General features: G+C 48.0%; 20 protein-coding genes and 1 pseudogene. 15 read left to right on the top strand and 6 right to left on the bottom strand.

The window, feature by feature from the left end; all coding sequences use genetic code 11:
* Positions 1 to 18: 18 nt before the first annotated feature.
* On the top strand, positions 19 to 1683 hold the full coding sequence (glnS, locus tag ACVA58_RS02750; RefSeq protein ID WP_446508905.1) for a glutamine--tRNA ligase: 1665 nt from the start codon (positions 19 to 21) through the stop codon (positions 1681 to 1683).
* A 131-nt stretch (positions 1684 to 1814) separates the two neighbouring features.
* On the opposite strand, the gene fcrX is transcribed toward glnS, so the two are convergent.
* The gene (gene fcrX / locus ACVA58_RS02745) at positions 1815 to 2261 is read right to left on the bottom strand and encodes a ferric iron uptake transcriptional regulator FcrX (protein WP_107350256.1); all 447 of its coding nucleotides are present in this window, start codon (positions 2259 to 2261) and stop codon (positions 1815 to 1817) included.
* A gap of 208 nt (positions 2262 to 2469) precedes the next feature.
* Here fcrX and ACVA58_RS02740 point away from each other — a divergent pair.
* A pseudogene (locus ACVA58_RS02740) lies at positions 2470 to 2987 on the top strand (DUF4442 domain-containing protein).
* Positions 2988 to 3049: 62 nt separating this feature from the next.
* Here the strand turns inward: ACVA58_RS02740 and fldA are convergent.
* From fldA to ACVA58_RS02725, 3 genes are all read right to left on the bottom strand, one after another.
* The gene (gene fldA, locus ACVA58_RS02735; protein ID WP_446508904.1) at positions 3050 to 3577 is read right to left on the bottom strand and encodes a flavodoxin FldA; all 528 of its coding nucleotides are present in this window, start codon (positions 3575 to 3577) and stop codon (positions 3050 to 3052) included.
* A gap of 154 nt (positions 3578 to 3731) precedes the next feature.
* Positions 3732 to 3953, bottom strand: coding sequence for a DUF2788 domain-containing protein (locus tag ACVA58_RS02730; protein ID WP_107298499.1), 222 nt, complete (start codon positions 3951 to 3953; stop codon positions 3732 to 3734).
* Between the two features lie 77 nt (positions 3954 to 4030).
* Positions 4031 to 4798, bottom strand: a complete 768-nt coding sequence (locus tag ACVA58_RS02725) for an alpha/beta fold hydrolase (RefSeq protein WP_446508903.1) — start codon at positions 4796 to 4798, stop codon at positions 4031 to 4033.
* A gap of 102 nt (positions 4799 to 4900) precedes the next feature.
* On the opposite strand from ACVA58_RS02725, the gene seqA reads away from it, so the two are divergent.
* A complete protein-coding gene (gene seqA / locus ACVA58_RS02720) occupies positions 4901 to 5455 on the top strand; it encodes a replication initiation negative regulator SeqA (RefSeq protein WP_446508997.1) in 555 nt (184 codons plus the stop codon).
* Positions 5456 to 5494: 39 nt separating this feature from the next.
* Positions 5495 to 7141 carry a phosphoglucomutase (alpha-D-glucose-1,6-bisphosphate-dependent) gene (gene pgm, locus ACVA58_RS02715; protein WP_446508902.1) on the top strand — a complete coding sequence of 549 codons (1647 nt, stop codon included), beginning with the start codon at positions 5495 to 5497 and terminating at the stop codon, positions 7139 to 7141.
* Between the two features lie 76 nt (positions 7142 to 7217).
* On the opposite strand, the gene ACVA58_RS02710 is transcribed toward pgm, so the two are convergent.
* On the bottom strand, positions 7218 to 8021 hold the full coding sequence (locus ACVA58_RS02710; RefSeq protein ID WP_446508901.1) for a DUF1853 family protein: 804 nt from the start codon (positions 8019 to 8021) through the stop codon (positions 7218 to 7220).
* A 167-nt stretch (positions 8022 to 8188) separates the two neighbouring features.
* Between ACVA58_RS02710 and ACVA58_RS02705 the strand changes: the two genes are divergently transcribed.
* The 3 genes from ACVA58_RS02705 to ACVA58_RS02695 all read left to right on the top strand — a co-directional run bounded on the left by ACVA58_RS02705 (position 8189) and on the right by ACVA58_RS02695 (position 12509).
* Complete coding sequence (locus tag ACVA58_RS02705) at positions 8189 to 8395, top strand: DUF2517 family protein (RefSeq protein ID WP_446508900.1); 207 nt, start codon at positions 8189 to 8191, stop codon at positions 8393 to 8395.
* A gap of 152 nt (positions 8396 to 8547) precedes the next feature.
* Positions 8548 to 9306 carry a Nif3-like dinuclear metal center hexameric protein gene (locus tag ACVA58_RS02700; protein ID WP_446508899.1) on the top strand — a complete coding sequence of 253 codons (759 nt, stop codon included), beginning with the start codon at positions 8548 to 8550 and terminating at the stop codon, positions 9304 to 9306.
* 449 nt (positions 9307 to 9755) lie between these two features.
* The gene (locus ACVA58_RS02695; protein WP_446508898.1) at positions 9756 to 12509 is read left to right on the top strand and encodes a cation-translocating P-type ATPase; all 2754 of its coding nucleotides are present in this window, start codon (positions 9756 to 9758) and stop codon (positions 12507 to 12509) included.
* A 256-nt stretch (positions 12510 to 12765) separates the two neighbouring features.
* Here ACVA58_RS02695 and ACVA58_RS02690 read toward each other — a convergent pair whose 3' ends face one another.
* On the bottom strand, positions 12766 to 14055 hold the full coding sequence (locus tag ACVA58_RS02690; protein ID WP_255040164.1) for a citrate synthase: 1290 nt from the start codon (positions 14053 to 14055) through the stop codon (positions 12766 to 12768).
* A 407-nt stretch (positions 14056 to 14462) separates the two neighbouring features.
* On the opposite strand from ACVA58_RS02690, the gene sdhC reads away from it, so the two are divergent.
* From sdhC to sucD, 8 genes are all read left to right on the top strand, one after another.
* On the top strand, positions 14463 to 14843 hold the full coding sequence (sdhC, locus tag ACVA58_RS02685) for a succinate dehydrogenase cytochrome b556 subunit (RefSeq protein ID WP_446508897.1): 381 nt from the start codon (positions 14463 to 14465) through the stop codon (positions 14841 to 14843).
* The gene (sdhD, locus tag ACVA58_RS02680) at positions 14837 to 15184 is read left to right on the top strand and encodes a succinate dehydrogenase, hydrophobic membrane anchor protein (protein ID WP_255040161.1); all 348 of its coding nucleotides are present in this window, start codon (positions 14837 to 14839) and stop codon (positions 15182 to 15184) included. The genes sdhC and sdhD overlap by 7 nt, the downstream gene beginning before the upstream one ends.
* Positions 15185 to 16951, top strand: coding sequence for a succinate dehydrogenase flavoprotein subunit (gene sdhA, locus ACVA58_RS02675; protein WP_446508896.1), 1767 nt, complete (start codon positions 15185 to 15187; stop codon positions 16949 to 16951).
* A 15-nt stretch (positions 16952 to 16966) separates the two neighbouring features.
* On the top strand, positions 16967 to 17680 hold the full coding sequence (locus ACVA58_RS02670; protein WP_255040159.1) for a succinate dehydrogenase iron-sulfur subunit: 714 nt from the start codon (positions 16967 to 16969) through the stop codon (positions 17678 to 17680).
* A gap of 108 nt (positions 17681 to 17788) precedes the next feature.
* Entirely contained in the window at positions 17789 to 20599 is a 2811-nt protein-coding gene (gene sucA, locus ACVA58_RS02665) for a 2-oxoglutarate dehydrogenase E1 component (protein ID WP_446508895.1), read from the top strand.
* Positions 20600 to 20630: 31 nt separating this feature from the next.
* Positions 20631 to 21842 carry a 2-oxoglutarate dehydrogenase complex dihydrolipoyllysine-residue succinyltransferase gene (gene odhB / locus ACVA58_RS02660; RefSeq protein WP_446508894.1) on the top strand — a complete coding sequence of 404 codons (1212 nt, stop codon included), beginning with the start codon at positions 20631 to 20633 and terminating at the stop codon, positions 21840 to 21842.
* 129 nt (positions 21843 to 21971) lie between these two features.
* On the top strand, positions 21972 to 23138 hold the full coding sequence (gene sucC, locus ACVA58_RS02655) for an ADP-forming succinate--CoA ligase subunit beta (RefSeq protein ID WP_446508893.1): 1167 nt from the start codon (positions 21972 to 21974) through the stop codon (positions 23136 to 23138).
* A complete protein-coding gene (gene sucD, locus ACVA58_RS02650) occupies positions 23138 to 24010 on the top strand; it encodes a succinate--CoA ligase subunit alpha (protein WP_446508892.1) in 873 nt (290 codons plus the stop codon). The genes sucC and sucD overlap by 1 nt, the downstream gene beginning before the upstream one ends.
* Positions 24011 to 24120: the final 110 nt, after the last annotated feature.

Below are 24120 nucleotides of genomic sequence, written 5' to 3'. Positions count from 1 at the left end.
GCACACGAGGTCTAATTGATGAGTGAATCTGAAGCTCGTCCAACTAACTTTATCCGCCAGATTATTGATACGGATTTAGCTAGTGGCAAACATACAAGCGTACATACCCGATTCCCGCCGGAGCCGAATGGTTACCTGCACATCGGCCATGCGAAATCTATTTGTTTGAACTTCGGTATTGCTCAGGACTATCAGGGTCAATGTAATCTTCGTTTTGATGATACAAACCCTGAGAAAGAAGACATCGAATACGTTGAGTCTATTAAGAACGATGTTAACTGGTTGGGCTTTGAGTGGAGCGGTGAGATTTGTTACTCATCGAACTACTTCGATAAGCTGCACGGGTTTGCTATTGAATTGATTAATAAAGGCTTAGCGTACGTTGATGAGCTAAGTCCAGAGCAAATGCGCGAATACCGAGGTACCCTTACCGAAGCTGGTAAGCACAGCCCGTACCGTGATCGCAGCGTAGAAGAGAACCTTGAGCTGTTCGAGAAAATGAAGAACGGCGAAATTGAAGAAGGCAAAATGAGCCTACGCGCTAAAATCGACATGGCATCACCGTTTATGGTGCTGCGTGATCCGGTTATTTACCGTGTACGTTTTGCCACTCACCACCAAACTGGTGACAAGTGGTGCATCTATCCGATGTACGATTTCACCCACTGTATTTCGGATGCGCTAGAGGGCATTACGCACTCTATCTGTACTTTGGAGTTCATGGACAACCGCCGTCTTTATGATTGGGTGTTGGACAATATCACTATTGATTGTCAGCCTCGCCAGTACGAGTTCAGCCGCCTGAATCTTGAGTACACAGTGATGTCTAAGCGTAAGCTTAACCAGCTGGTAACCGAGAACTTGGTAAATGGTTGGGACGATCCGCGGATGCCAACTATCTCGGGCTTGCGCCGCCGTGGTTTCACCTCTGCGTCGATCCGTGAGTTCTGTAAGCGTATCGGTGTGACCAAGCAAGATAACACCATTGAAATGAGCTCGTTGGAATCTTGTATCCGTGATGATCTGAACGAGAACGCACCGCGTGCGATGGCCGTTCTGGATCCAGTAAAAGTTGTGATCGAAAACTTCGATGGCGATGCTGAAATGCTGGAAGTGGCTAACCACCCGAACAAGCCAGAGATGGGCAGCCGTCAAGTACCATTCACTCGTGAAGTATACATCGAGCGTGAAGACTTCCGCGAAGAAGCGAACAAGAAGTACAAGCGTTTGGTACTAGGTAAAGAAGTGCGTCTACGTGGCGCGTATGTGATCAAGGCCGAGCGTATCGAGAAAGACGAAGACGGTAACATTACCACTATCTTCTGTAGTTACGATAATGAAACGTTGGGTAAAAACCCAGCTGATGGCCGCAAGGTTAAAGGCGTGATCCACTGGGTATCTGCAGAGCAGGGTATCCCAGCTGAAATCCGTTTGTACGACCGCCTATTTACAGTGCCAAACCCAGGTGCAGCAGATGACTTCGTCTCTGTGATCAACCCTGAGTCACTGAGCGTAATGAATGGCGTGGTTGAGCCGTCATTGGTTGAAGGCGAAGCGGAAAAAGCATTCCAGTTTGAGCGTATGGGCTACTTCTGTGTTGATAGTAAAGACTCCTCGAAAGAGAAGTTGGTCTTCAACCGCACTGTTGGCCTGCGTGATACTTGGGCGAAGATTGGCGACTAAGCCTCCCAGAGTTAGATATGAAAAAACCAGCCTAATGGCTGGTTTTTTATTTGTGTACAACAACAAAAACGCGGCTGATTGAGTGGCCAAGTGTTGAGCTCATGGCCTTATTGTTTTTTACTTGGGCCTAATTATTTTTTGTCGTGTAGCGTGCTGTCTTCTTGGCAGTTGCCTTCTGCACAGTGTCCATATAGGTACAAGCTGTGGTTGGTAAGGCGAACATTGAAGCTAGCAGCGATTTCTTTTTGGCGCTCTTCGATGATGTCATCAGAGAACTCAATAACTTTGCCACAGTCTAGGCATACTAGGTGGTCATGATGGTGTTGTGTTGCCAGTTCGAATACCGATTTGCCGCCTTCGAAGTGGTGGCGCGTAACAATGCCGGCATCGTCAAATTGGTTCAAAACGCGGTATACCGTCGCCAAGCCAATTTCTTCACCGATATCGATTAGCTTCTTATACAAGTCTTCAGCACTGATATGCTGGCAATCCGGCTGTTGTAGCACTTCCAGAATTTTTAGGCGTGGAAGGGTTACTTTCAGGCCAGCTTGTTTTAGTGCGTGATTGTTATCTGACATTGGAGTTTCCTATTGGCTACCCGCACCCTCATGATACGGTAGTCTTTCTCTTCTTTCCTCATTATAAGTGACCACAAGGTAACAATAAACCTAAAAACAGGTCAATCTTGCTGATATCTAACTTTTCTTTTTGTTACTTAAGTGTTGTGGAAATGTACGGTTGCACGATAATACAAACTCATCGTACCCGTTCTGAGGGTATGTTGCCGTGTATCAATTTTTCCGACCGCCAATCGTTAAGTTTGCCCTGAATCTATGGCCTCCCTTTTGGGGGCGGGAATACGTATTGTTCGTATTTCAGATGATTTCCACGAAGTACAAATCAAATTAAAGTTAAGATGGTGGAATAAAAATGCTAATCGTACTCAATACGGTGGAGGCGTTTTTTCGCTGACCAATCCGGTGTACGCCTTGATGTTGATAGGGATACTCGGAAAGGAATATTTCATCTGGGATAAGCAGGCTGAAGTTCATTTTGTTAAGCCCGGTAATACCGATTTGTATGCGGACTTTGTGATCAGCAAGGAGCAACTGGGTCAAATACACCGTGTGACAGACAACGGAGACAAGCATTTCGCTGAGTTTGTGGTGCAGGTTAAAAACACCCGTGGTGATGTTGTTTCTCAAGTAAAGCGGGTTTTATATGTGCGCAAAAAAACACAGTATCGTGAAGGTGTTGCAGAAGATGATCAAAGCTCGGTAGAGGAACGTGAGGCGCTATCTTAGGCTTTCGGATATAAAAATGCCGGGCATCAGGCCCGGCATTTTAATTTCAGGTCGATAAAATATTAGTCAGCAAGTTCTGCTAGGCACATTTCATCAAAAATTTGGTTAACCCACTTTTGTACACGTTCTTCGGTTAGTTCTGGCTGACGGTCTTCGTCAACACACAGGCCAACGAAGTGGTTGTCGTCTACAAGGGCTTTAGATGCTTCGAACTCAAAGCCTTCGGTAGAGAAGTGACCAACGATAGTCGCGCCACGACCTTCAACGATTTCACGTACCGTGCCCATCGCATCACAGAAGTACTCAGCGTAGTCTTCCTGATCACCACAGCCAAAGATAGCAACCAGTTTGGTTGAGAAGTCGACTTGCTCTAGCTCTGGGAAGAAATCATCCCAGTCACACTGTGCTTCACCGTAGTACCAAGTTGGGATACCTAGCAACAGTAGGTCAAAGTTATCGATATCTTCTTTGCTGCATTTTGCGATATCTTTGACTTCAACTAGCTTTTTGCCCAGTTGTTTCTGGATCATTTTAGCGACCGCTTCTGTGTTACCAGTGTCGCTACCAAAGAAGAGTCCTACACTTGCCATAGTAGAAATTACCCGTTATTAATGTTTGACTGTTAGCCTACTTGCCAACGATAGAAATAGCCTTGTCAGGAGTATACCCTGATGGTCAATGATCGCGGTAAGTAAAGTCAGCATGCTGCTGCTTTTGGCAATCAATGACAGTATTCGTTAAGTATTAACCGATGCCTGCGCCTTCCCAGCTGATTTGGATCAGGCCTTTGGTTATAAAACCGGCACACCCAAGGAAAAGAACCAGCCAGACGATTTTTCGGCCAAAAGGCGGAACATTGCCTTGTTTTAGCACGTCTTTAATGGCCATGCCGATAAAGAAAAATATCGCGGCAAAGAGCAAATCCAGCCCAATAGATTCAAGCAAATCCATGTGCTCATACAACATGTGTGTCTCCTTTCCACATTATCGTCACTTTTGAGCCAGGCGCGCACTATATCATAGACAATGCCCGCCTGTTAACGCTAAGCGGTCTGCAAGAAGTTCAAAATGATACGATTAACCGTTTCTGGTTTTTCAGCATGCAGCCAGTGGCCGGTATTAGCCACCAAATGTGCCTTAGCATTGGGGAATTGGGTGCCAATCGCCGTGCGGTGTTCCGGTAAAATATACTCAGAATTCTGGCCCTTGATAAACAAGGTCTTGCCGCTGAACGGCGTGATGCTCTGCCAGCCCATAATCGTGGCATAGTTGGTTATCAGGCCCTCAACATTGAAGCGCCAGTCAAACAGCCCGCTTTCTTGCTTAGCAAAGGATTTCAGCAGGAACTGGCGAACACCCGGTTCAACTACATGTTTGGCAAGCAAAGGTTCTGCTTCACTGCGTTTGCTAATAGTGTGGCGAGAGACTTCACGCAGTCCATTGAACACGTTTTCGTGGCGGTGGACGTGGTAGTGAACCGGAGCCATATCCAAGACCAACAAATGGTTGATACGGGTAGCGGCGAGTTCGGTTGCTGCCATTGCCACCTTGCCGCCCATAGAATGACCAATCAGTGAGAAGCGCTCGATGTCAAGTTGGTCTATAACCGTAAGGACATCCTGAGCCATTTCGCGGTAGGTGAAATGAGCACTGTGTGGGGATCGACCATGGTTACGTAGATCAACACTGATCACTTTATATTTATCTTTCAACGATCTGGCCATTAGGCCAAGATTATCGGCACTGCCGAACAGGCCGTGGATCAAGACGATCGCATCGCCTTGGCCATCGACTTGGAAATTAAGATTCACTGACTATTTTCTCTTGTAGTTAACGCTTTACCGTAGAGTATAACTTCGGATCACGTTATAATCTCTCGGTGATTTTTAAACGGAACGATAATGAACACTACGATGAAGACTATTGAGGTAGACGAAGAGCTATATCGTTATATCGCGAGCCAGACCCAGCACATTGGTGAAAGTGCTTCGGATATCCTGCGTCGCTTGCTGATGGTGCCTGATCATCAATCTGTTGCGACCTTGCAGCATGAGGTAGTAATGCCGGTGCGTCCTAAAGGGGTCGTGGTGAGCAAAGATGCGGGTAACGTGGTACCTAATAATGATCGCGTGAAAGAAATGCGTTCGTTGTTGATTTCTGACGAGTTTGCCGTGCAGGAAAAAGCGATTGGCCGATTTATGCTGGTATTAACCTCGCTTTATCGTATTGATCCTCAAGGCTTCTCTGAAGCGGCTGCTATTAAAGGGCGTACCCGTATTTACTTCGCCGATACTGAAGAGAAGTTGCTAGCGAGTGGTAAAACCACTAAGCCTAAGCCAATTCCGGAAACACCTTTCTGGGTGATCACGAATACGAATACTGATCGTAAACGTCAGATGGTTGAGCAACTGATGGTCAAGATGAGCTTCGGTGGCGATATCATTGAAAAAGTTTGCGGTGTAATTTAACTGGCATTATGCCAATTTAGTTTTTACAAGGATACGTTAATGGCTATTCATCCTCGTGCGGGGCAGCGCGCTCTGCAAGAAGATATGCACAATATTCCCGCGTTGGTGGCAAATTATTTCCTAATTGAGCCAAGTGCTCAAAATCCGCATCAGAAGGTCGCATTCGGTACTTCTGGTCACCGCGGAACCGCCGACAAAGGAACCTTTAACCAGCATCACATTTGGGCGATTGCTCAAGCTGTGGCTGAAGTTCGAGCTGCCAACGGCGTAACAGGTCCACTTTTCCTCGGTAAAGATACCCACGCACTGTCTGAGCCAGCATTTACCTCGACGCTTGAAGTCTTGGTGGCAAATGGTGTGCAGGTTGTGATTCAGCAAAATAGTGGCTACACCCCAACACCGGGTATTTCCCATGCTATTTTGTGCCACAACAACGCACAGGAAGACAAAGCTGACGGTATCGTTATCACGCCATCACACAATCCACCGCAAGATGGCGGGATTAAATACAACCCGGTCCACGGTGGCCCGGCGGAAGGTGCACTGACTACAGCAATTGAAACCCGTGCCAATGAAATCATTGCCGCGGGCATGGTTGATGTTAAGCGCGTGCCAATCGCAGACGCTTTTGCGAGCGACTTGGTTGAAGAGCGTGACTTGGTGGCCCCTTACGTTGATGATCTGGTCAATGTCATTGACATGGCAGCGATCCAGAAAGCCAACCTGAAAATTGGTGTTGATCCACTGGGTGGTTCAGGTATTGAGTACTGGCGCCAGATTGCCGCTCATTACGGCCTGGATCTTACGCTGGTGGATGAGTCTATCGACCCGTCTTTCCGTTTTATGTCTCTGGACAAAGACGGTGTTGTGCGCATGGACTGTTCGTCGCCTTACGCGATGGCTGGCCTACTGGCACACAAAGACAAGTACGACTTGGCATTCGGTAACGACCCTGACTACGATCGCCACGGTATCGTGACGCCTGCTGGCCTGATGAACCCGAACCACTTCCTCGCGGTGTGTATTGATTATCTTTACCGCCACCGTCCTGATTGGGCGCAGGAAGTTGCCGTGGGTAAGACATTGGTATCCAGTGCACTGATCGACCGTGTTGTTGCCGATCTTGGTCGTGAGCTTTGCGAAGTGCCGGTTGGCTTCAAATGGTTTGTTGATGGACTGTACAGCGGTGAGCTTGGCTTCGGTGGTGAAGAAAGTGCGGGGGCATCATTCCTACGCATGGACGGCACGCCTTGGGCTACCGACAAAGACGGTATTCTACTTTGCCTTGTGGCGGCAGAAATTACTGCCGTTACCGGTAAGAACCCGCAGCAATACTACGAAGAATTGGCTGCCAAGCACGGTGCGTCAGAGTACAACCGTCTGCAGGCTGTGGCTAACGGTGAGCAGAAAGCGGTACTAAGCAAGTTGTCTCCAGAAATGGTTGCCGCTGAAACTTTGGCGGGTGATGCGATCACTGCACGTCTGACGCATGCGCCGGGTAACGGTGCTGCGATTGGTGGCCTGAAAGTGACCACTGAAAACGGCTGGTTTGCAGCGCGTCCGTCAGGTACAGAAGATATCTACAAGATCTACTGCGAGAGCTTCAAAGGCAAAGAGCACTTGGCCTTGCTTGAGAAAGAAGCACAGGAAATCGTTAGCAAGGTATTTGCCGACGCTGGTCTTTAACCTTTCGTATTCTCTCGATATTGATATTAAAAACGCCCGCTATCAGCGGGCGTTTTTTTATGTCTTTTTTATTGGTCTACCGACTCATGGAAGACTGCGGCCAGTGTTCGGGCATGACGAACCATACTTTATCATCTGGCGCGATTGCCATGGTCGGATTACTAACGGATGTTAGTGCAGGCTCAGCGGCTACTTGGCTAAAGCGCGGTGGTGCGATCCATTCTGGCTTGGCAATAGGACGCAGATCTAAGTCAGCTGCTTGCTGGGAGTAGCACCACAATCCATGCGTGGCACCTTTTGCTAATTTGATATCTGAGCCGGTATAACCCATGAAGGCTGGATAGAACAAGCGACCTTGCATGATCAGGCGGCGGTGTTCAATCTTGCCAAATTGTGTTTGGTACTGCTTAATGAAAGCGGGATGGTCAGAAATCATCAGCTGGTGGCTGAGCATCTTATTGGCTTTTTTATCCAGGTTATCTCGGGCGTTGGGGCCGGGCCAACTATCTTCATAGGCAAGGAAGAATTTAATCGCCACCTCCCAGTGCTCGACCTGCCCGCTGCGTAAATCCTTCACCAAAAAATCAATCGCGCCAAGGGTTCGCTTGTTGACCGTCAGTTGGACTTCCTCAGCAAGTAGCTCATAACGAGGGTGGTGTAGGAGCAGTTGTTGCCATAACCATTGATAGAAAAAGCCCAAACGGCGCCCACCTTGATATTCAATCTCATCGGGGAGTACGGCTTGGCTAGCAAAATCGTCAAGCCAGTGTTGGTCAGCAATAAAAGGATGGGCGGCCAAGAGAGGAGAGAGCCTTAGGATGGCATTGAGGCTGTTATTAATATGCTCTCTAGCTGTTGTTTTATTGTAAAGGATCGACATTTTGCTATAAAACCCTTCTTTTTATAATGATAAAGACTAATAAGTCTCTGTTTTTAGGTAGTGATGCCTAAACCTATTTTTTACATTAAAGGTGAGCTGATTGGATAAGCACATTCATCAGCTAAGTATCTGACCAGTATGTTGTTCTGCTTGGCCAAGGAGGCGTTATGTATACTCGCTATTCACCATTGCGTATTTTTGCTCGCCGTGCGTTCGTTATCACTGTCGGTGTAGTGACCTTTCCTGTCATGATGTTTACCGCAATGGAAACACGCTCACGGCTATACAGTTACCTGCATCGGGTATGGTTGAAAACCAGTACTAAGCCGGTCTGGCTGATCCAAACTGAGCTTGCAGCTCAACATCTCTATTAAGCATATCTGTCATCTCTATACCTGAGTAACCTCAATGTGCTTGGCTATATAGTGACCTTACTAAATAACGCTGCCGATCGGCAGCTTTTTTAGATCAACAGGCACTGGGATTTGGGTATAAAATATCGAGATTGCGGAGAAGGAAATAGACCATGAACAATATCCAATTAGAATCAGTGCTTAACGAGCTGCTGAGCCCACACCAGATCAAAGACTATTGTCCGAACGGCTTGCAGGTTGAAGGTAAGTCAGAGGTAAAGAAAATCATCACTGGGGTAACAGCCTGTCAGGCCTTGATAGACCGAGCTATCTCAGAGCAAGCCGATGCGCTATTGGTACATCACGGTTTCTTTTGGAAGGGGGAACCCGCGGAAATTCGCGGAATGAAATATCGTCGTATCAAAGCGCTTATTGAGAATGGTATTAATCTTTATGCCTACCATTTGCCATTGGATGTACACCCGACATTAGGTAACAATGCAAAACTGGCTGAATTGCTGGATATTGAAGTGCTAGGAGGCTTGGAAGAGGGTAATCCGAATTCTGTGGCAATTTATGGTCAGTTAGATCAGCCTCTAAGTGGTGAAGAATTGGCTGCGAGGCTTTCCATTACCTTACATCGTGAGCCGTTGCATATTAGCGATAATGCGCCACAAGAAATAAAAACGGTGGGATGGTGTACTGGTGGAGGTCAAGATTTTATAGAATTAGCAGCAAATAAAGGATTGGATGCATTTATTTCAGGAGAAATTTCCGAAAGAACAGTTCATATTTCCCGAGAATTAGGTATTCATTATTTTAGTGCCGGCCATCATGCAACTGAGCGTTATGGAATTAAATCCTTAGGTGAATATTTAGCTGAAACAAATAATTTTGATGTTGAGTTTATCGACATTGACAACCCGGTTTAACACTAATTTAACCAAAGTAATGACACAAAAAGGCTTAATGCGAGCGCATTAAGCCTTTTATTTTGTGTTGTAAAATTTCATCTTTCGTTATTTTGGAGGTGTTGTTTCTGTTAGATCTGGGTCTAATTCATACTTTGTTTCAGTTTATTGTTGGCTTTACCGTTGGATTCACTCTTAATCTTGATAATTGTCAAAGATTCGACCTGAATCATCGTATGGGCATACGAAATATAATTACAACTCACCATTGTTTCAGGTAATTTAAATTTACTCGTTTTAATGAACTAGAATGCTTTATTCAGTAAGCATTCAGGGATGTAAGAAAAATTAATTGGCACGATGCCTTTAATAACGAGTTTTAAATTACTTTGACCTATTCAGCGAATGCTTTTTATCAGTTTGAATTTGTACTGATGTCGACTGAATGTATTTAATTGGAGATTCCCCCCATGACTAAAAAATGGTTTACCGAAACGGTTGCCAGTACTGTGTCCAATTTGGGTACGTCAACCAAGAATGGTTTATCTTCTGAAGAAGTGAAACAGCGTCAGGAGCAATTTGGCTCCAATGAACTGCAAGAGCAAGCCGGTAAGACCGTGCTTGAGCTACTAGCTCACCAATTTAAAAATCCATTGATCTTTATTCTAGGGGTCGGTGCGATTGTTTCCTTCTTTACTGGTCACTTAATTGATGCCGTGGCAATCGGTGTCATCATTGTTATCAATGTGGTTATCGCTTTTTGGCAGGAATTCAAAGCCCAGAAAGGGATGGAAGCATTACGTGATATGGCTGCACCGATGGCGCAGGTTCGTCGTAATGGCGAATGGGTAGATATCCCTGCTCGTGAAATTGTTCCGGGTGACGTCCTTAAGATCAGCACCGGTGACATCCTTGCTGCGGATGTTCGTATTGTTGAAGCGAACCGTTTGTCTATCGACGAAGCGGCATTGACAGGTGAGTCAGAGCCAGTTGATAAGACGGCTGATGCACTGGAAGATGGCCACATTAGTCTGGGTGACCAGATTAACATGGGCTTCATGACCACCATGGTGACATCAGGTACAGGTTTGGGCGTTGTCGTGAGTACGGGTATGCAGACCGAAGTTGGTCACATCGCTGATATGATGGCAAATACTGAAGAAACCAAGACCCCAATGCAAGAGCGTATGGACTTGATTGCCAAAACGCTAATGATTGTTGCACTTGGTGTAGTAGCGGTTGTATGTGTTATCGGTCTATACCACGGTATGCCATGGCTTGAGATCCTTAATACTGGTATTTCTCTGTCTGTGGCTGCAATCCCTGAAGGTTTGCCAACAGTTGTAACGATTGTTCTGACCATGGGTTCAACCCGTATGGTTAAGAGCAACGCACTGGCTAAGCAGCTAGCCGCGATTGAAACACTAGGCTCTACAACGGTTATTTGCTCTGATAAGACAGGTACACTGACTCAGAACCAGATGCAGGTAATGAAAGCTTACGATGCATCAGGCCGCAATTGGGAAGTAAGCGGTAAAGGCTTCTCTCCTGAAGGTGAATTTAAGCCGCTTTCACACAGCACAGATGTGAAAGACAGCCCTGAAATGATGCAAGGCTTGGTCGTTGCGACATTGTGTAACGATGCTGAGTACATTCAAGATGGCGATAGCTCTTCTGTACGCGGTAACCCAACAGAAGGTGCTCTGATTGTTGCTGCTGCTAAAGCCGGCCTTCAGCAAACTGAAATGCTATCAACTGGCGGTTACTCGATTGTTGATAAGTTCCCGTTTGACTCATCTCGTAAAATGGCTTCAGTCATTGTTAAGGGTCCACAAGGTAAGCACTTCCTAGCGATTAAAGGTGCGCCTGATGTTGTCCTACGCAACGCTTCTGGCTTCATGGTTAACGGTGAAGTGGTTGCTAACCAACCTACAACTGTTGAAGGTAACCTAGCAGTAGCGGCAAACCCTGCAGAAGAGCTAGTAGCTAGCTATGAAGCGGCTATCCAAGACTTTGCTCATCAGGCACTTCGTACACTAGCGGTAGGTATCCGTGAACTGTCTGAAGAAGACCTGAAGCGTGACCCTGCAGAGCTTGAGAAAGATGTAACGATTCTGGGCCTATATGGCATCATGGATCCACCGCGTCCAGAAGTACGTGCAGCGGTTGATAGCTGTTACGATGCAGGTGTTCGCACTGTAATGATTACTGGTGACCACGCCCTTACTGCTGCTGCAATTGCCCGTGAAATCGGTATTATCCGTAGCGAAGAAGACATGGTTGTAACAGGTAGCCAGCTTGATGACATGGACGATGAAGAGCTACGTCGCATTTGTCCGAATGTTGCGGTATTTGCCCGTGTAACACCTGAACACAAACTGCGTATCGTCCAGGCTCAACAGCACAACAACGAAGTTGCTGCAATGACCGGTGACGGTGTGAACGATGCACCCGCTTTACGCCGTGCCGATATCGGTGTTGCAATGGGTATCACCGGTACTTCAGTAGCGAAAGACTCTGGTGACCTTATCCTGCTGGACGATAACTTCAGCACCATTGTTAAGGCTGTACGCCAAGGTCGTCAGATCTTCGATAACCTGCGTAAGTTTATCCGTCAGGCACTGACTGCGAACGTCGGTGAAGTATCGGTAATCCTGTTTGCCTTCCTGTTCATGGGTCCAGAAGTGGCACTGCCACTAACGCCATTGATGATCCTATGGATCAACCTGGTTTCTGATGGTCTACCAGCACTAGCACTTGGTGTTGACCCAGAAGAAAAAGATCTGATGGAGCGTAAACCGCGTAAGCGTAACGAGAGCTTCTTCAGCGATCACCTAGGTACCCGTATCGTGATTCGTGGTCTGGCACAGGGTGGTATGAGCTTCTTGGCATTCAACTGGGCAATGAACGCAGGTCTAAGCGCTAACTACGCACAGACAATGGCCTTTGCAATGCTAGTGTTCTGTCAGCTATGGCATATCTTTGATTCACGTACGTTCAGCACGCTATTCCGCAAGAACCCATTCACCAACAAATCTCTGTTGGGTGCGGTAGCGGTCTCTGCAACGCTGTCTCTAGGTGTGATTTACACAGGCGTTGGCCAGTTCATCTTCAGCACTGAAGGTCTAACGGCTAGTCATTTAATCACTGTGTTCCTAGCTGCATCTCTTCCAACGCTAGTATTATCTGGCTTGAAAGAAGTGACTAAGATTAAGTTTGTTTAATCGCAAGTAGCTGAACATAAAAAGGGCCTTCGGGCCCTTTTGTCGTTCAAGGCAGGGACGGGATTAAGAGCGCTCCTAGTTCCTAGGAAAAGATTAAAAGCCAAAAGCTAAAATACAGTGCGCTAGTCCTTAGGTTTAATCTGTAGAGCCTAGTTTTCGCTCTTTGCTCATTCTAGGAACTAGTATCTCGTTACTAGGTTCTGCTGTTATAACAAAAAAGGGCCCGAAGGCCCTTTCACTTAGTGAAGACTATCTATCATTCACGTTCATGCAGCGGGCTGAACTCGCGCTGGTTGTAGCCAGTGTAAAGCTGGCGAGGACGGCCAATACGGTTGCCTGGATCGTTGTGCATTTCGTTCCAATGGGCAATCCAACCAATCGTACGTGACATAGCGAAGATAACCGTAAACATTGAAACTGGGATACCGATCGCTTTCAGGATAATACCGGAGTAGAAATCGACGTTCGGGTACAGTTTCTTCTCTACGAAGTACTCATCAGATAGGGCAATACGCTCAAGCTCCATCGCGACATCCAACAGTGGATCCTGAATATTCAGCTCCTGAAGCACATCGTGGCAGGCGTCACGCATAACCGTTGCGCGTGGATCGTAGTTCTTGTAAACACGGTGACCGAAGCCCATCAGACGGAACGGGTCATCTTTGTCTTTCGCGCGCTCGATGAACTCAGGGATCTTATCTACGCTGCCGATTTCTTCCAGCATCTTCAGACAAGCTTCGTTGGCACCGCCGTGCGCCGGGCCCCAGAGTGAAGCAATACCTGCGGCAATACAGGCAAATGGGTTAGCGCCTGAAGAGCCAGCTAGTCGAACGGTTGAGGTTGATGCATTTTGCTCGTGATCGGCATGCAGGGTAAAGATTTTATCCATTGCACGCGCGACAACAGGGCTAACTTCATATTCTTCACACGGTGTAGCAAACATCATATGCAGGAAGTTCTCTGCATAATCCAAGTCATTACGTGGGAAGATGAAAGGTTGACCGTTTGAGTACTTGTAACACATTGCTGCCAATGTCGGCATTTTCGACAATAGGCGGAACGCAGTGATTTCACGGTGAGTATCGTTATTGATATCCAGTGAATCATGGTAAAACGCAGCCAATGCACCTACCACACCACACATTACAGCCATCGGGTGCGCATCACGGCGGAAGCCATGGAAGAAGCTTGAGATTTGCTCATGCACCATGGTGTGACGAGTAACAGTGGTGCGGAATGTTTCGTACTGCTCGCGAGTCGGAACCTCACCGTAAAGAAGGATGTAACAAACTTCCAGATAGTCGGCGTTATTGGCCAATTGGTCAATCGGGTATCCGCGGTGAAGCAGAATACCTTTATCACCATCAATGTAAGTAATTTGAGATTCACATGATGCAGTGGCTAGAAAACCAGGGTCGAATGTAAAATAACCGTTAGCTCCAAGCTTACGTACATCAATTACTTCAGGCCCTTCAGTGCCCCCGATAATCGGCAGTTCGACGGGTGCTTTCCCTTCAATGTGAAGAGTAGCTTTCTTGTCTGCCATAACAATCTCCTTTGTTTTTATAATCCTAATCCAAGGCGGATGTACGTTTGTTGTACCGATCAGCGGCCCAAATGTCAATTTTTGTGCCCGCTTGTGTGCGCTTGTTAATAACTTTGGATAAAAAGATGCAAATTTCTAAAACCGTGTTAGAGGTCATGTAACAGGGTTTGTATTTGATTGTTGCGGGGCGTATACTCGCGGCAGGTCTCTGGTTCTGCCGCCGCCAGACATAATTGCCAAAGTTATCAATAATTATAGTAAGTTAGGTAAGGCACTGTTTTACATTTGCATGTAAAACATAATTGCAACCTAGGGTTGCAATTGTGTTAATGCACTTGTTCGGCGTCAGTGGAAGCAGGGAGTGATAACAATAACATTGCTTCAATGGAGCTGAGTGGGCAATCACCGTGAAAGTAAATAAGCCAAGACCTGTCAACCTCGACCTACAGACGATTCGCTTTCCCCTAACAGCGATAGCGTCTATCTTGCATCGCGTCTCCGGCGTGATCACCTTCGTTGCCGTGGCTATCCTGCTATGGTTGCTAAGCCTTTCCCTTTCATCCCCTGAAGGATTCGCGAGCGCTACGGGTATCGTAGACAGCTTTTTCGTGAAACTGGTGCTGTGGGGCATTCTGACAGCGCTGTTCTACCACATCGTGGTGGGTATCCGTCACTTGCTGATGGACATGGGATATTTTGAAGAAATGGAAACCGGGATCAAAAGTGCCAAAGTGAGCTTTGTCATCGTCGGTGTTCTGTCTTTGTTTGCAGGAGGCCTAGTATGGTAAGCAACGTCTCAACAATCGGCCGCAATGGAATTCATGACTTTATCCTGATCCGTGCTACCGCCATCATTCTTACGTTATACACCCTTTATATGGTGGGCTTCTTCGCCTTTGGCCCGGAACTGACCTTTGCAACCTGGACGGCCTTTTTTGGCAAGCTAAGTACTAAGGTTTTCACCATGTTGGCTTTGCTGTCGATCTTAATTCATGCCTGGATTGGCCTATGGCAAATACTGACGGACTACATTAAGCCTGCCGCACTTCGAGCGGGTATCCAATTTGGTGTAGTAGCGGTTCTTTTTGTTTACCTGTTTTCAGGTTTCTTTATTGTGTGGGGTGCGTAAGTGAGCATTGCAGTACGTGAATTTGATGCCGTAGTAATCGGTGCTGGTGGTGCAGGAATGCGTGCCGCACTACAAATTTCTGAGCAGGGCCTAAAGTGTGCGTTGCTATCCAAAGTATTTCCAACCCGTTCTCATACCGTATCGGCACAAGGGGGCATCACAGTCGCCCTTGGTAATGCACATGAAGATCACTGGGAACAGCATATGTACGACACCGTTAAAGGGTCGGACTATATCGGTGACCAAGATGCAATCGAGTACATGTGTAAGAACGGGCCAAAATCTGTTATTGAACTAGAAAAAATGGGCCTACCGTTTTCTCGCTTTGATAATGGCACTATTTATCAGCGTCCATTTGGCGGCCAGTCGAAGAACTTCGGTGGTGAGCAAGCGGCACGAACGGCAGCGGCAGCAGACCGTACTGGCCATGCCTTGCTTCATACCCTTTACCAGCAGAATATTAAACATAAAACGACGATTTTCTCTGAGTGGTATGCACTGGATCTGGTCAAGAATGAAGACGGGGCCATTTTAGGCTGTACTGCACTTTGTATGGAAACCGGTGAGGTTTGTTATTTCAAATCGAAGGCCACCATTCTTGCTACTGGTGGTGCCGGTCGTATTTACGCTTCAACAACTAACGCACACATCAATACCGGTGATGGCGTGGGTATGGCGATTCGTGCTGGCGTACCGATGCAGGACATTGAAATGTGGCAGTTCCACCCGACGGGAATTGCTGGTGCAGGTGTACTTGTGACAGAAGGCTGTCGTGGTGAAGGTGGTTATCTGCTCAACAAAGACGGCGAACGCTTTATGGAGCGTTATGCACCAAATGCGAAGGATTTGGCTGGTCGTGATGTGGTTGCTCGCTCAATGATGGTTGAGATCCGAGAAGGCCGCGGCTGTGATGGCCCTTGGGGGCCGCATATCAAGCTGAAGCTTGATCACCTAGGCAAAGAGGTCCTTGAGTCTCGCCTACCGGGTGTGTGTGAATTGTCGCGTACTTTTGCTCACGTCGATCCTGTCAAAGAACCTATTCCTGTTATCCCAACCTGTCACTATATGATGGGTGGTGTACCAACTCAGGTGTCTGGTCAAGCAATAAAGCAAGATGCCAGTGGTACTGATGTTGAGATTCAGGGGCTATTTGCGTGTGGTGAAATTGCATCTGTATCGGTGCATGGTGCGAACCGCCTTGGCGGTAACTCATTGCTTGATTTAGTGGTCTTTGGTCGTGCAACAGGGCTTCACCTTGGTGAAACACTGCAAAAGCAAGCGGAGGCGAAACCTGCCACTGAAGCGGATATTGAAGCTTCTCTTGAGCGTTATAACCGCTGGGAAAACAGTACCGGTGGTGAAGATCCGACGCAAATCCGTAAAGATCTACAGCAGTGCATGCAAAATAACTTCTCGGTATTCCGTGAAGGTGATGCTATGGCGAAAGGCTTAGAAGAACTTAAAGTGATTCGTGAACGCCTGAAAAATGCGCATTTATCTGATAAGTCGACAGAGTTCAACACCCAGCGAGTTGAGTGTCTAGAGCTTGAAAACTTAATGGAAACGGCATACGCAACGGCAGTGGCGGCTAACTACCGTACCGAAAGTCGTGGTGCCCATGCCCGCTTCGACTTCCCTGATCGCGATGATGAACAATGGCTATGTCACTCTATCTACAACCCAGAGACAGAGCAGATGACTAAGCGTGATGTCAATATGGCACCGGTTCATCGTGAGGCATTTCCGCCTAAAGCGCGTACATACTAAGGGGAGGATAGAATTATGAAACTGAATTTCTCGATTTACCGCTATAACCCTGATGTAGACAATGCGCCGCACATGAAGGGCTACACCCTTGAGGTGCCTGAAGGCTCTGACATGATGGTGCTTGATGCGCTGATTTTGCTCAAAGAGCAAGATCCGACCCTGTCATTCCGTCGTTCGTGCCGCGAAGGGGTATGTGGTTCCGACGGCATCAATATGAATGGTAAAAATGGCTTGGCTTGTATCACACCGCTGTCAGTATTGACCGACAAGAGCACGATAGTGATCCGCCCGTTGCCTGGCCTGCCCGTTATCCGTGACTTGATCATTGATATGGAGCAGTTCTACACCAACTACGCCAAAGTGAAGCCATTCTTGATCGATGACGGTGCCCAGCCGCCGGCGCGTGAAAACCTGCAAATGCCGGAAGAGCGTGCTCACCTTGATGGACTTTACGAGTGCATTATGTGTGCATGTTGTTCGACGTCGTGCCCATCATTTTGGTGGAATCCAGATAAATTCATCGGACCTGCTGGTTTGCTGGCTGCCTATCGCTGGCTAATTGATAGTCGTGATACTGCAACTGATGAACGTTTATCCGATCTGGACGACGCTTTTAGCGTTTTTCGTTGCCATGGCATCATGAACTGTGTAAATGTTTGTCCTAAAGGGTTAAATCCGACAAAAGCGATTGGACACATCAAGACGATGTTGTTAAAACGCGCGGTATAAATATAAGTATTATCGATATGCTGGCTTCATGATTCGCTCTCTGGAGCCAGCCTCAATTCCGGTCAGCGAACCGGGAAAATGGCGATAACTAGTGGTTAAGGGAAAACAATGCAGAACGGCGTTATGAAGGCTTGGCTTGAGTCTTCACACCTGGCTGGCGCCAATGCAACTTATGTAGAGGAACTCTACGAGTTGTATCTTAGCGACCCAGAATTAGTGGATGAAAAATGGCGTCACGTTTTCAGTGAACTGCCTGTCGTGAATGAGACGGTTGTCGAACAACCCCACTCGCGGGTTCGTGACTACTTCCGGCGTCTAGCGAAGGAAACAACCCATCTAAGTGCTACCGTCAGCGATCCAGATGTTGATGCTAAACAGGTTAAGGTATTGCAGTTGATTAACGCATACCGTTTCCGCGGGCACCAGCATGCAAACTTAGATCCGTTGGGGCTATGGCAGCAGGAGCGAGTATCCGACCTCGATCCTGAGTACCATAACCTGACCGTCGACGACTTCAACGAGACATTCAATGTCGGTTCTTTTGCCATCGGGCAGGAGACCATGAAGCTGTCAGAACTTTATGACGCACTGAAAAAAACCTACTGTGGTTCAATCGGTGCCGAATACATGCACATTACCAATACTGATGAAAAACGCTGGCTTCAGCAGCGTCTGGAGTCGGTGGTAGGTCGTGGCGCATTCTCCGAGGAAGAAAGACTGACTTTCTTGGATGAGCTAACGGCTGCTGAAGGGCTTGAGCGTTATTTAGGCGCTAAATTCCCTGGCGCAAAACGATTTTCACTAGAGGGTGGTGATGCCCTGATCCCTATGGTCAAAGAGCTGATCCGCTACGCTGGTACCAATGGTGCTCGTGAGGTGGTGGTCGGCATGGCTCACCGTGGTCGACTGAACATGCTGGTCAACGTCCTGGGTAAAAAGCCACAGGACCTATTCGACGAATTTGCTGGTAAGCACGATGACACTTGGGGTACCGGTGATGTGAAATATCACCAAGGTTTCTCGGCTGACTTTGCAACACCAGGCGGTGACGTCCATCTCGTATTGGCATTCAACCCGTCTCACCTGGAAATTGTAAATCCCGTGGTTGTCGGCTCGGTACGAGCAAGACAAGACCGCTTGGGCGATAAAGACGGCTCACAAGTACTTCCTATCACTATCCATGGTGACTCGGCGATTGCGGGTCAAGGTGTGGTTGCTGAGACATTTAATATGTCTCAGTCGCGCGGCTACCGTGTCGGCGGAACTGTCCGTATCGTGGTGAATAACCAGATTGGCTTTACTACGTCGAACCCACACGATATGCGTTCGACCCAGTACTGTACCGATATCGCCAAGATGGTGCAGGCACCGATTTTCCATGTGAACGCAGATGATCCTGAAGCCGTTGCATTTGTTACTCGTATTGCCCTTGATTTCCGTAACACCTTTAAGCGCGATGTAGTTATTGATTTGGTTTGTTACCGTCGCCACGGTCACAATGAAGCGGACGAGCCCAATGCGACTCAGCCGTTGATGTACCAGAAAATCAAGAAGCACCCAACGCCGCGTAAGATCTATGCTGATGCCTTGACCGATGAAGGGGCGGTAGATCTGGAAACGGCAACGTCATTGATTAATGAATACCGCGATGCCCTAGATCGTGGTGAGTGTGTGGTCAAAGAATGGCGTCCGATGAAGCTCCACTCTGTTGACTGGGAACCGTATATCGGTCACGACTGGACAGTGGATTGGCCGAGCACGATTGATCCAATGCGCTTGAACGAATTGGCCCAGCGAGTTTGTCAGTTCCCAGAAAGCCACAAGCTTCAGAGCCGAGTGCAGAAACTCTACAATGACCGCCTGTCGATGGCTGCCGGAGAGAAAGCGGTAGACTGGGGAATGGCTGAAACTTTAGCGTATGCCACCTTGGTCGATGAAGGCCATCGCATCCGGATCACTGGTCAGGATTCAGGCCGTGGTACGTTCTTCCACCGTCACTCGGTGCTGCATAACCAAGGTGACGCCAGTACGTATATCCCGCTTGCCAATATCCATGACAAACAGGGCCCATTCCAAGTCTTCGATTCGGTATTGTCAGAAGAGGCGGTGCTGGCGTTTGAGTATGGCTACGCGACGGCAGAGCCAAGCGGACTGACACTTTGGGAAGCCCAGTTTGGTGATTTCGCCAATGGTGCTCAGGTTGTGATTGACCAGTTCATTAGCTCCGGTGAGCAGAAATGGGGTCGTATGTGCGGCTTGACCATGCTGCTGCCTCACGGTTATGAAGGCCAAGGTCCAGAACACTCATCGGCGCGTCTTGAGCGTTACCTTCAGCTGTGTGCTGAGCAGAATATGCAGGTGGTGATCCCATCTACGCCTGCTCAGGTATATCACATGCTGCGTCGCCAAGTGGTGCGTCCTATGCGTCGTCCGCTGGTGGTAATGTCGCCAAAATCGCTATTGCGTCACCCGCTATGTACGTCCACTTTGGATGATTTGGCTAACGGGTCTTTCCAGCCAGCGATTGGTGAAGTGGATGATCTTGATCCGAAACAGGTCAAACGCGTGGTGTTCTGTTCGGGCAAGGTGTATTTCGATCTGCTTGAGCAGCGTCGTAAGAACGAGCAAACTGACGTTGCCATTGTTCGTATTGAGCAGATTTACCCATTCCCGAAAGAAGACGTTGAAGCTGCTCTGGCAGATTATCAGCATGTGACTGATTTTATTTGGTGTCAGGAAGAGCCTCAGAACCAAGGTGCATGGTACTCCAGCCAGCACAATTTCCGTTCTGCGCTTCCGACCGACGCCCAGCTAGAGTATGCAGGCCGCCCAGCCTCGGCATCACCGGCTGTAGGCTACATGTCGGTTCATCTGAAACAGCAAAAAGCGTTGATTGAAGACGCATTGACAATAAATTAATAAGAACTGGAACAAAAAGGACAAAACCGATATGACGATCGAAATTCTGGTTCCCGATTTACCTGAATCAGTTGCAGATGCAACAGTAGCAACTTGGCACAAGCAGCCAGGCGACGCTGTAAGCCGTGATGAAGTTCTGGTTGATATCGAAACAGACAAAGTGGTGTTGGAAGTACCGGCACCGGAAGATGGTATTCTTGAAGCAATTCTTGAAGGTGAAGGCACTACAGTACTAACTAAACAGCTGATTGGTAAGATCAAAGCGGGCGCCGTTGCTGGCGAGCCGACACAGGATGTTCCTGCTGAAGCTGAGTCATCGCCTAATAAGCGCAATACTGCAGCGCTGGGTGATGAGACCAATGAAGCTCTAAGCCCTGCTGTGCGTCGCCTGCTGGCTGAGCACAGCATTAATGCCGGTGATGTGAAAGGTACCGGTGTCGGTGGCCGTATTACACGCGAAGATGTTGAAGCTTATGTGAAAGAGGGCAAGTCAGCGCCTGCAACAGCTGCTGTGGAAGCCAAAGTTGAAGCACCGCTTGCTCACCGTAGCGAGAAGCGCGTACCGATGACTCGCCTGCGTAAGCGTGTGGCAGAGCGTTTGCTTGAAGCTAAAAACAGCACAGCAATGCTGACGACCTTCAACGAAGTCAACATGAAGCCAATCATGGATCTGCGTAAGCAGTATAAAGACATCTTTGAAGAGCGCCACGGTATCCGTCTGGGCTTTATGTCTTTCTACGTGAAAGCTGTTGTTGAAGCGCTGAAGCGTTTTCCTGAAGTCAATGCCTCGATTGATGGCGATGATATTGTTTACCACAACTTCTTTGACGTCAGCATTGCAGTATCAACGCCGCGTGGTTTGGTGACGCCGGTTTTGCGTGACTGTGACAAGCTGAGCTTGGCGGAAATCGAAAAAGGGATCCGTGAGCTAGCAATCAAGGGACGCGATGGCAAACTGACTGTTGATGAGCTAATCGGCGGTAACTTCACCATTACCAACGGCGGTGTATTTGGCTCATTGATGTCGACGCCGATTATCAACCCGCCTCAGTCGGCAATTTTAGGTATGCACAAGATTGCAGATCGTCCAATGGCTGTTGATGGCAAGGTTGAAATCCTGCCAATGATGTACCTAGCCCTGTCTTATGATCACCGATTGGTTGATGGCCGTGAGTCAGTAGGCTATCTGGTTACCATCAAAGAACTACTTGAAGATCCTACGCGCCTGCTACTAGACGTGTAATCCTGCAGGCAGGCCGGTGTGGCTCGACAGTTGGCCTGCCATTCTTGCAGTTAAAATCGAAGAAATACCGAAGAGTATTTCACATGGATATAACAATTCCCCAAGGGATATGAAAACGGATAGAACATCATGAATTTGCATGAATATCAGGCGAAACAGCTGTTCGCCGAGTACGGTCTGCCAGTTCCAGAAGGTTACGCTTGCGATACGCCACAAGAGGCTGCTGAAGCAGCAGGTAAAATCAGTAGCGACAAATGGGTCGTGAAATGTCAGGTTCATGCCGGTGGCCGTGGTAAAGCGGGCGGTGTTGAACTTCATGACACTAAAGAAGGAATTAAGGGTTTTGCCCAGAAGTGGTTGGGTAAGAATTTGGTAACATACCAGACAGATGCAAATGGCCAACCAGTAACCAAGATCCTGGTTGAAGAAGCTTCGAATATTGCCAATGAATTGTACTTAGGTGCAGTTGTCGACCGCGGGACACGTCGTATCGTGTTCATGGCGTCGACAGAGGGCGGCGTGGAAATCGAAAAAGTGGCTGAAGAAACGCCTGAGCTTATCCACAAAGCGGCGATTGATCCATTAGTTGGCCCGCAGCCTTACCAAGGTCGCGAGCTAGCATTCAAACTGGGTCTAAAAGGCGACCAGATCAAGCAATTTACCAAAATCTTCCTCGGTCTTGGCAATATGTTTGCTGACTACGACCTTGCTTTGCTTGAAATTAACCCATTGGTGATCACCGGTGATGACAACCTACTTTGTCTAGATGGCAAGATCAACATTGACTCCAATGCCTTGTATCGCCAACCTAAGCTTCGTGAAATGCACGATTCTTCACAGGAAGACGAGCGTGAAGCACATGCGGCACAATGGGAACTTAACTACGTTGCACTAGACGGTAACATTGGCTGTATGGTCAATGGCGCTGGCCTGGCGATGGGCACCATGGACATCGTCAACCTGCACGGTGGCCAGCCAGCCAACTTCCTTGATGTAGGCGGCGGTGCTACCAAAGAGCGTGTTACCGAAGCATTCAAGATCATCCTGTCTGATACCAATGTAAAAGCGGTATTGGTGAATATCTTCGGTGGTATCGTTCGCTGTGATCTGATTGCTGAAGGGATCATTGGTGCGGTCGAAGAAGTCGGTGTTGAAGTGCCGGTCGTTGTTCGTCTTGAAGGTAACAATGCGGTGCTGGGGGCAGAAACCCTAGCGAAGAGTGGTTTGAATATCATTGCTGCGACTTCCCTAACTGAAGCAGCGGAAAAAGTTGTTGCTGCAGCGGAGGGTAAATAATGTCTGTACTAATTAATAAAGATACCAAGGTGATCTGCCAGGGTTTTACTGGCGGTCAGGGCACGTTCCACTCAGAGCAAGCGATTGAGTACGGAACGCAGATGGTCGGTGGTGTCTCACCGGGCAAAGGTGGTTCGACTCACCTAGGTTTGCCGGTATTTAACACCGTACGCGAAGCCGTTGAAGCTACAGGGGCAACAGCGACAGTTATCTATGTACCGGCTCCTTTCTGTAAAGATGCGATCCTTGAAGCGATTGATGCGGGTATCGAGCTGATTGTAACTATTACCGAAGGTATCCCAACGTTGGATATGCTGGATGTCAAAGTTCGCCTTGATGAAGCTGGCGTATGTATGATCGGTCCTAACTGTCCAGGTGTGATCACGCCGGATGAGTGTAAGATCGGTATTATGCCGGGCCATATCCATAAAGCGGGTAAAGTGGGTATCGTGTCCCGTTCGGGCACGCTGACTTACGAAGCTGTTAAGCAGACCACAGACGAAGGCTTCGGCCAGTCGACCTGTGTTGGCATCGGCGGTGACCCAATTCCGGGTTCGAACTTCATTGATGTGCTTGAGCTATTCGAGAAAGATCCGGCGACAGAGGCGATTGTTATGATCGGTGAAATCGGTGGTACCGCAGAAGAAGAAGCGGCTGCATACATAAAAGAACACGTCAGCAAACCTGTGGTTTCTTATATTGCTGGTGTTACTGCACCTCCAGGTAAGCGTATGGGCCACGCTGGTGCGATTATCTCTGGTGGTAAAGGCACAGCGGAAGATAAATTCCAGGCATTGGAAGCTGCTGGTGTGAAAACGGTGAAGAGCCTAGCCGATATCGGTAAAGCACTGCGTGAAGTGACTGGTTGGTAAGCTCCCACACTCACTGAATATACTAACCCGCCATTAGGCGGGTTTTTTATATATCGGCTCCTAACAGTAACCTGAGTATATGCTTAGGAGTAGTTACTGGTGCAGAGGTT

The sequence above is a fragment of the Photobacterium sp. DNB22_13_2 genome (genome assembly GCF_052873915.1).
Note: the sequence above shows the minus strand (reverse complement) of the source record. Positions and strands in the feature narration are given on the sequence as shown.

Bases quoted from the DNA above. Each gene is read 5' to 3' on its own strand.
- glnS (WP_446508905.1), top strand. From the start codon at position 19: ATGAGTGAATCTGAAGCTCGTCCAACTAACTTTATCCGCCAGATTATT.
- fcrX (WP_107350256.1), bottom strand. From the start codon at position 2,261: ATGTCAGATAACAATCACGCACTAAAACAAGCTGGCCTGAAAGTAACC.
- fldA (WP_446508904.1), bottom strand. From the start codon at position 3,577: ATGGCAAGTGTAGGACTCTTCTTTGGTAGCGACACTGGTAACACAGAA.
- ACVA58_RS02730 (WP_107298499.1), bottom strand. From the start codon at position 3,953: ATGTTGTATGAGCACATGGATTTGCTTGAATCTATTGGGCTGGATTTG.
- seqA (WP_446508997.1), top strand. From the start codon at position 4,901: ATGAAGACTATTGAGGTAGACGAAGAGCTATATCGTTATATCGCGAGC.
- pgm (WP_446508902.1), top strand. From the start codon at position 5,495: ATGGCTATTCATCCTCGTGCGGGGCAGCGCGCTCTGCAAGAAGATATG.
- ACVA58_RS02710 (WP_446508901.1), bottom strand. From the start codon at position 8,021: ATGTCGATCCTTTACAATAAAACAACAGCTAGAGAGCATATTAATAAC.
- ACVA58_RS02705 (WP_446508900.1), top strand. From the start codon at position 8,189: ATGTATACTCGCTATTCACCATTGCGTATTTTTGCTCGCCGTGCGTTC.
- ACVA58_RS02700 (WP_446508899.1), top strand. From the start codon at position 8,548: ATGAACAATATCCAATTAGAATCAGTGCTTAACGAGCTGCTGAGCCCA.
- ACVA58_RS02695 (WP_446508898.1), top strand. From the start codon at position 9,756: ATGACTAAAAAATGGTTTACCGAAACGGTTGCCAGTACTGTGTCCAAT.
- ACVA58_RS02690 (WP_255040164.1), bottom strand. From the start codon at position 14,055: ATGGCAGACAAGAAAGCTACTCTTCACATTGAAGGGAAAGCACCCGTC.
- sdhD (WP_255040161.1), top strand. From the start codon at position 14,837: ATGGTAAGCAACGTCTCAACAATCGGCCGCAATGGAATTCATGACTTT.
- ACVA58_RS02670 (WP_255040159.1), top strand. From the start codon at position 16,967: ATGAAACTGAATTTCTCGATTTACCGCTATAACCCTGATGTAGACAAT.
- sucA (WP_446508895.1), top strand. From the start codon at position 17,789: ATGCAGAACGGCGTTATGAAGGCTTGGCTTGAGTCTTCACACCTGGCT.
- odhB (WP_446508894.1), top strand. From the start codon at position 20,631: ATGACGATCGAAATTCTGGTTCCCGATTTACCTGAATCAGTTGCAGAT.
- sucC (WP_446508893.1), top strand. From the start codon at position 21,972: ATGAATTTGCATGAATATCAGGCGAAACAGCTGTTCGCCGAGTACGGT.
- sucD (WP_446508892.1), top strand. From the start codon at position 23,138: ATGTCTGTACTAATTAATAAAGATACCAAGGTGATCTGCCAGGGTTTT.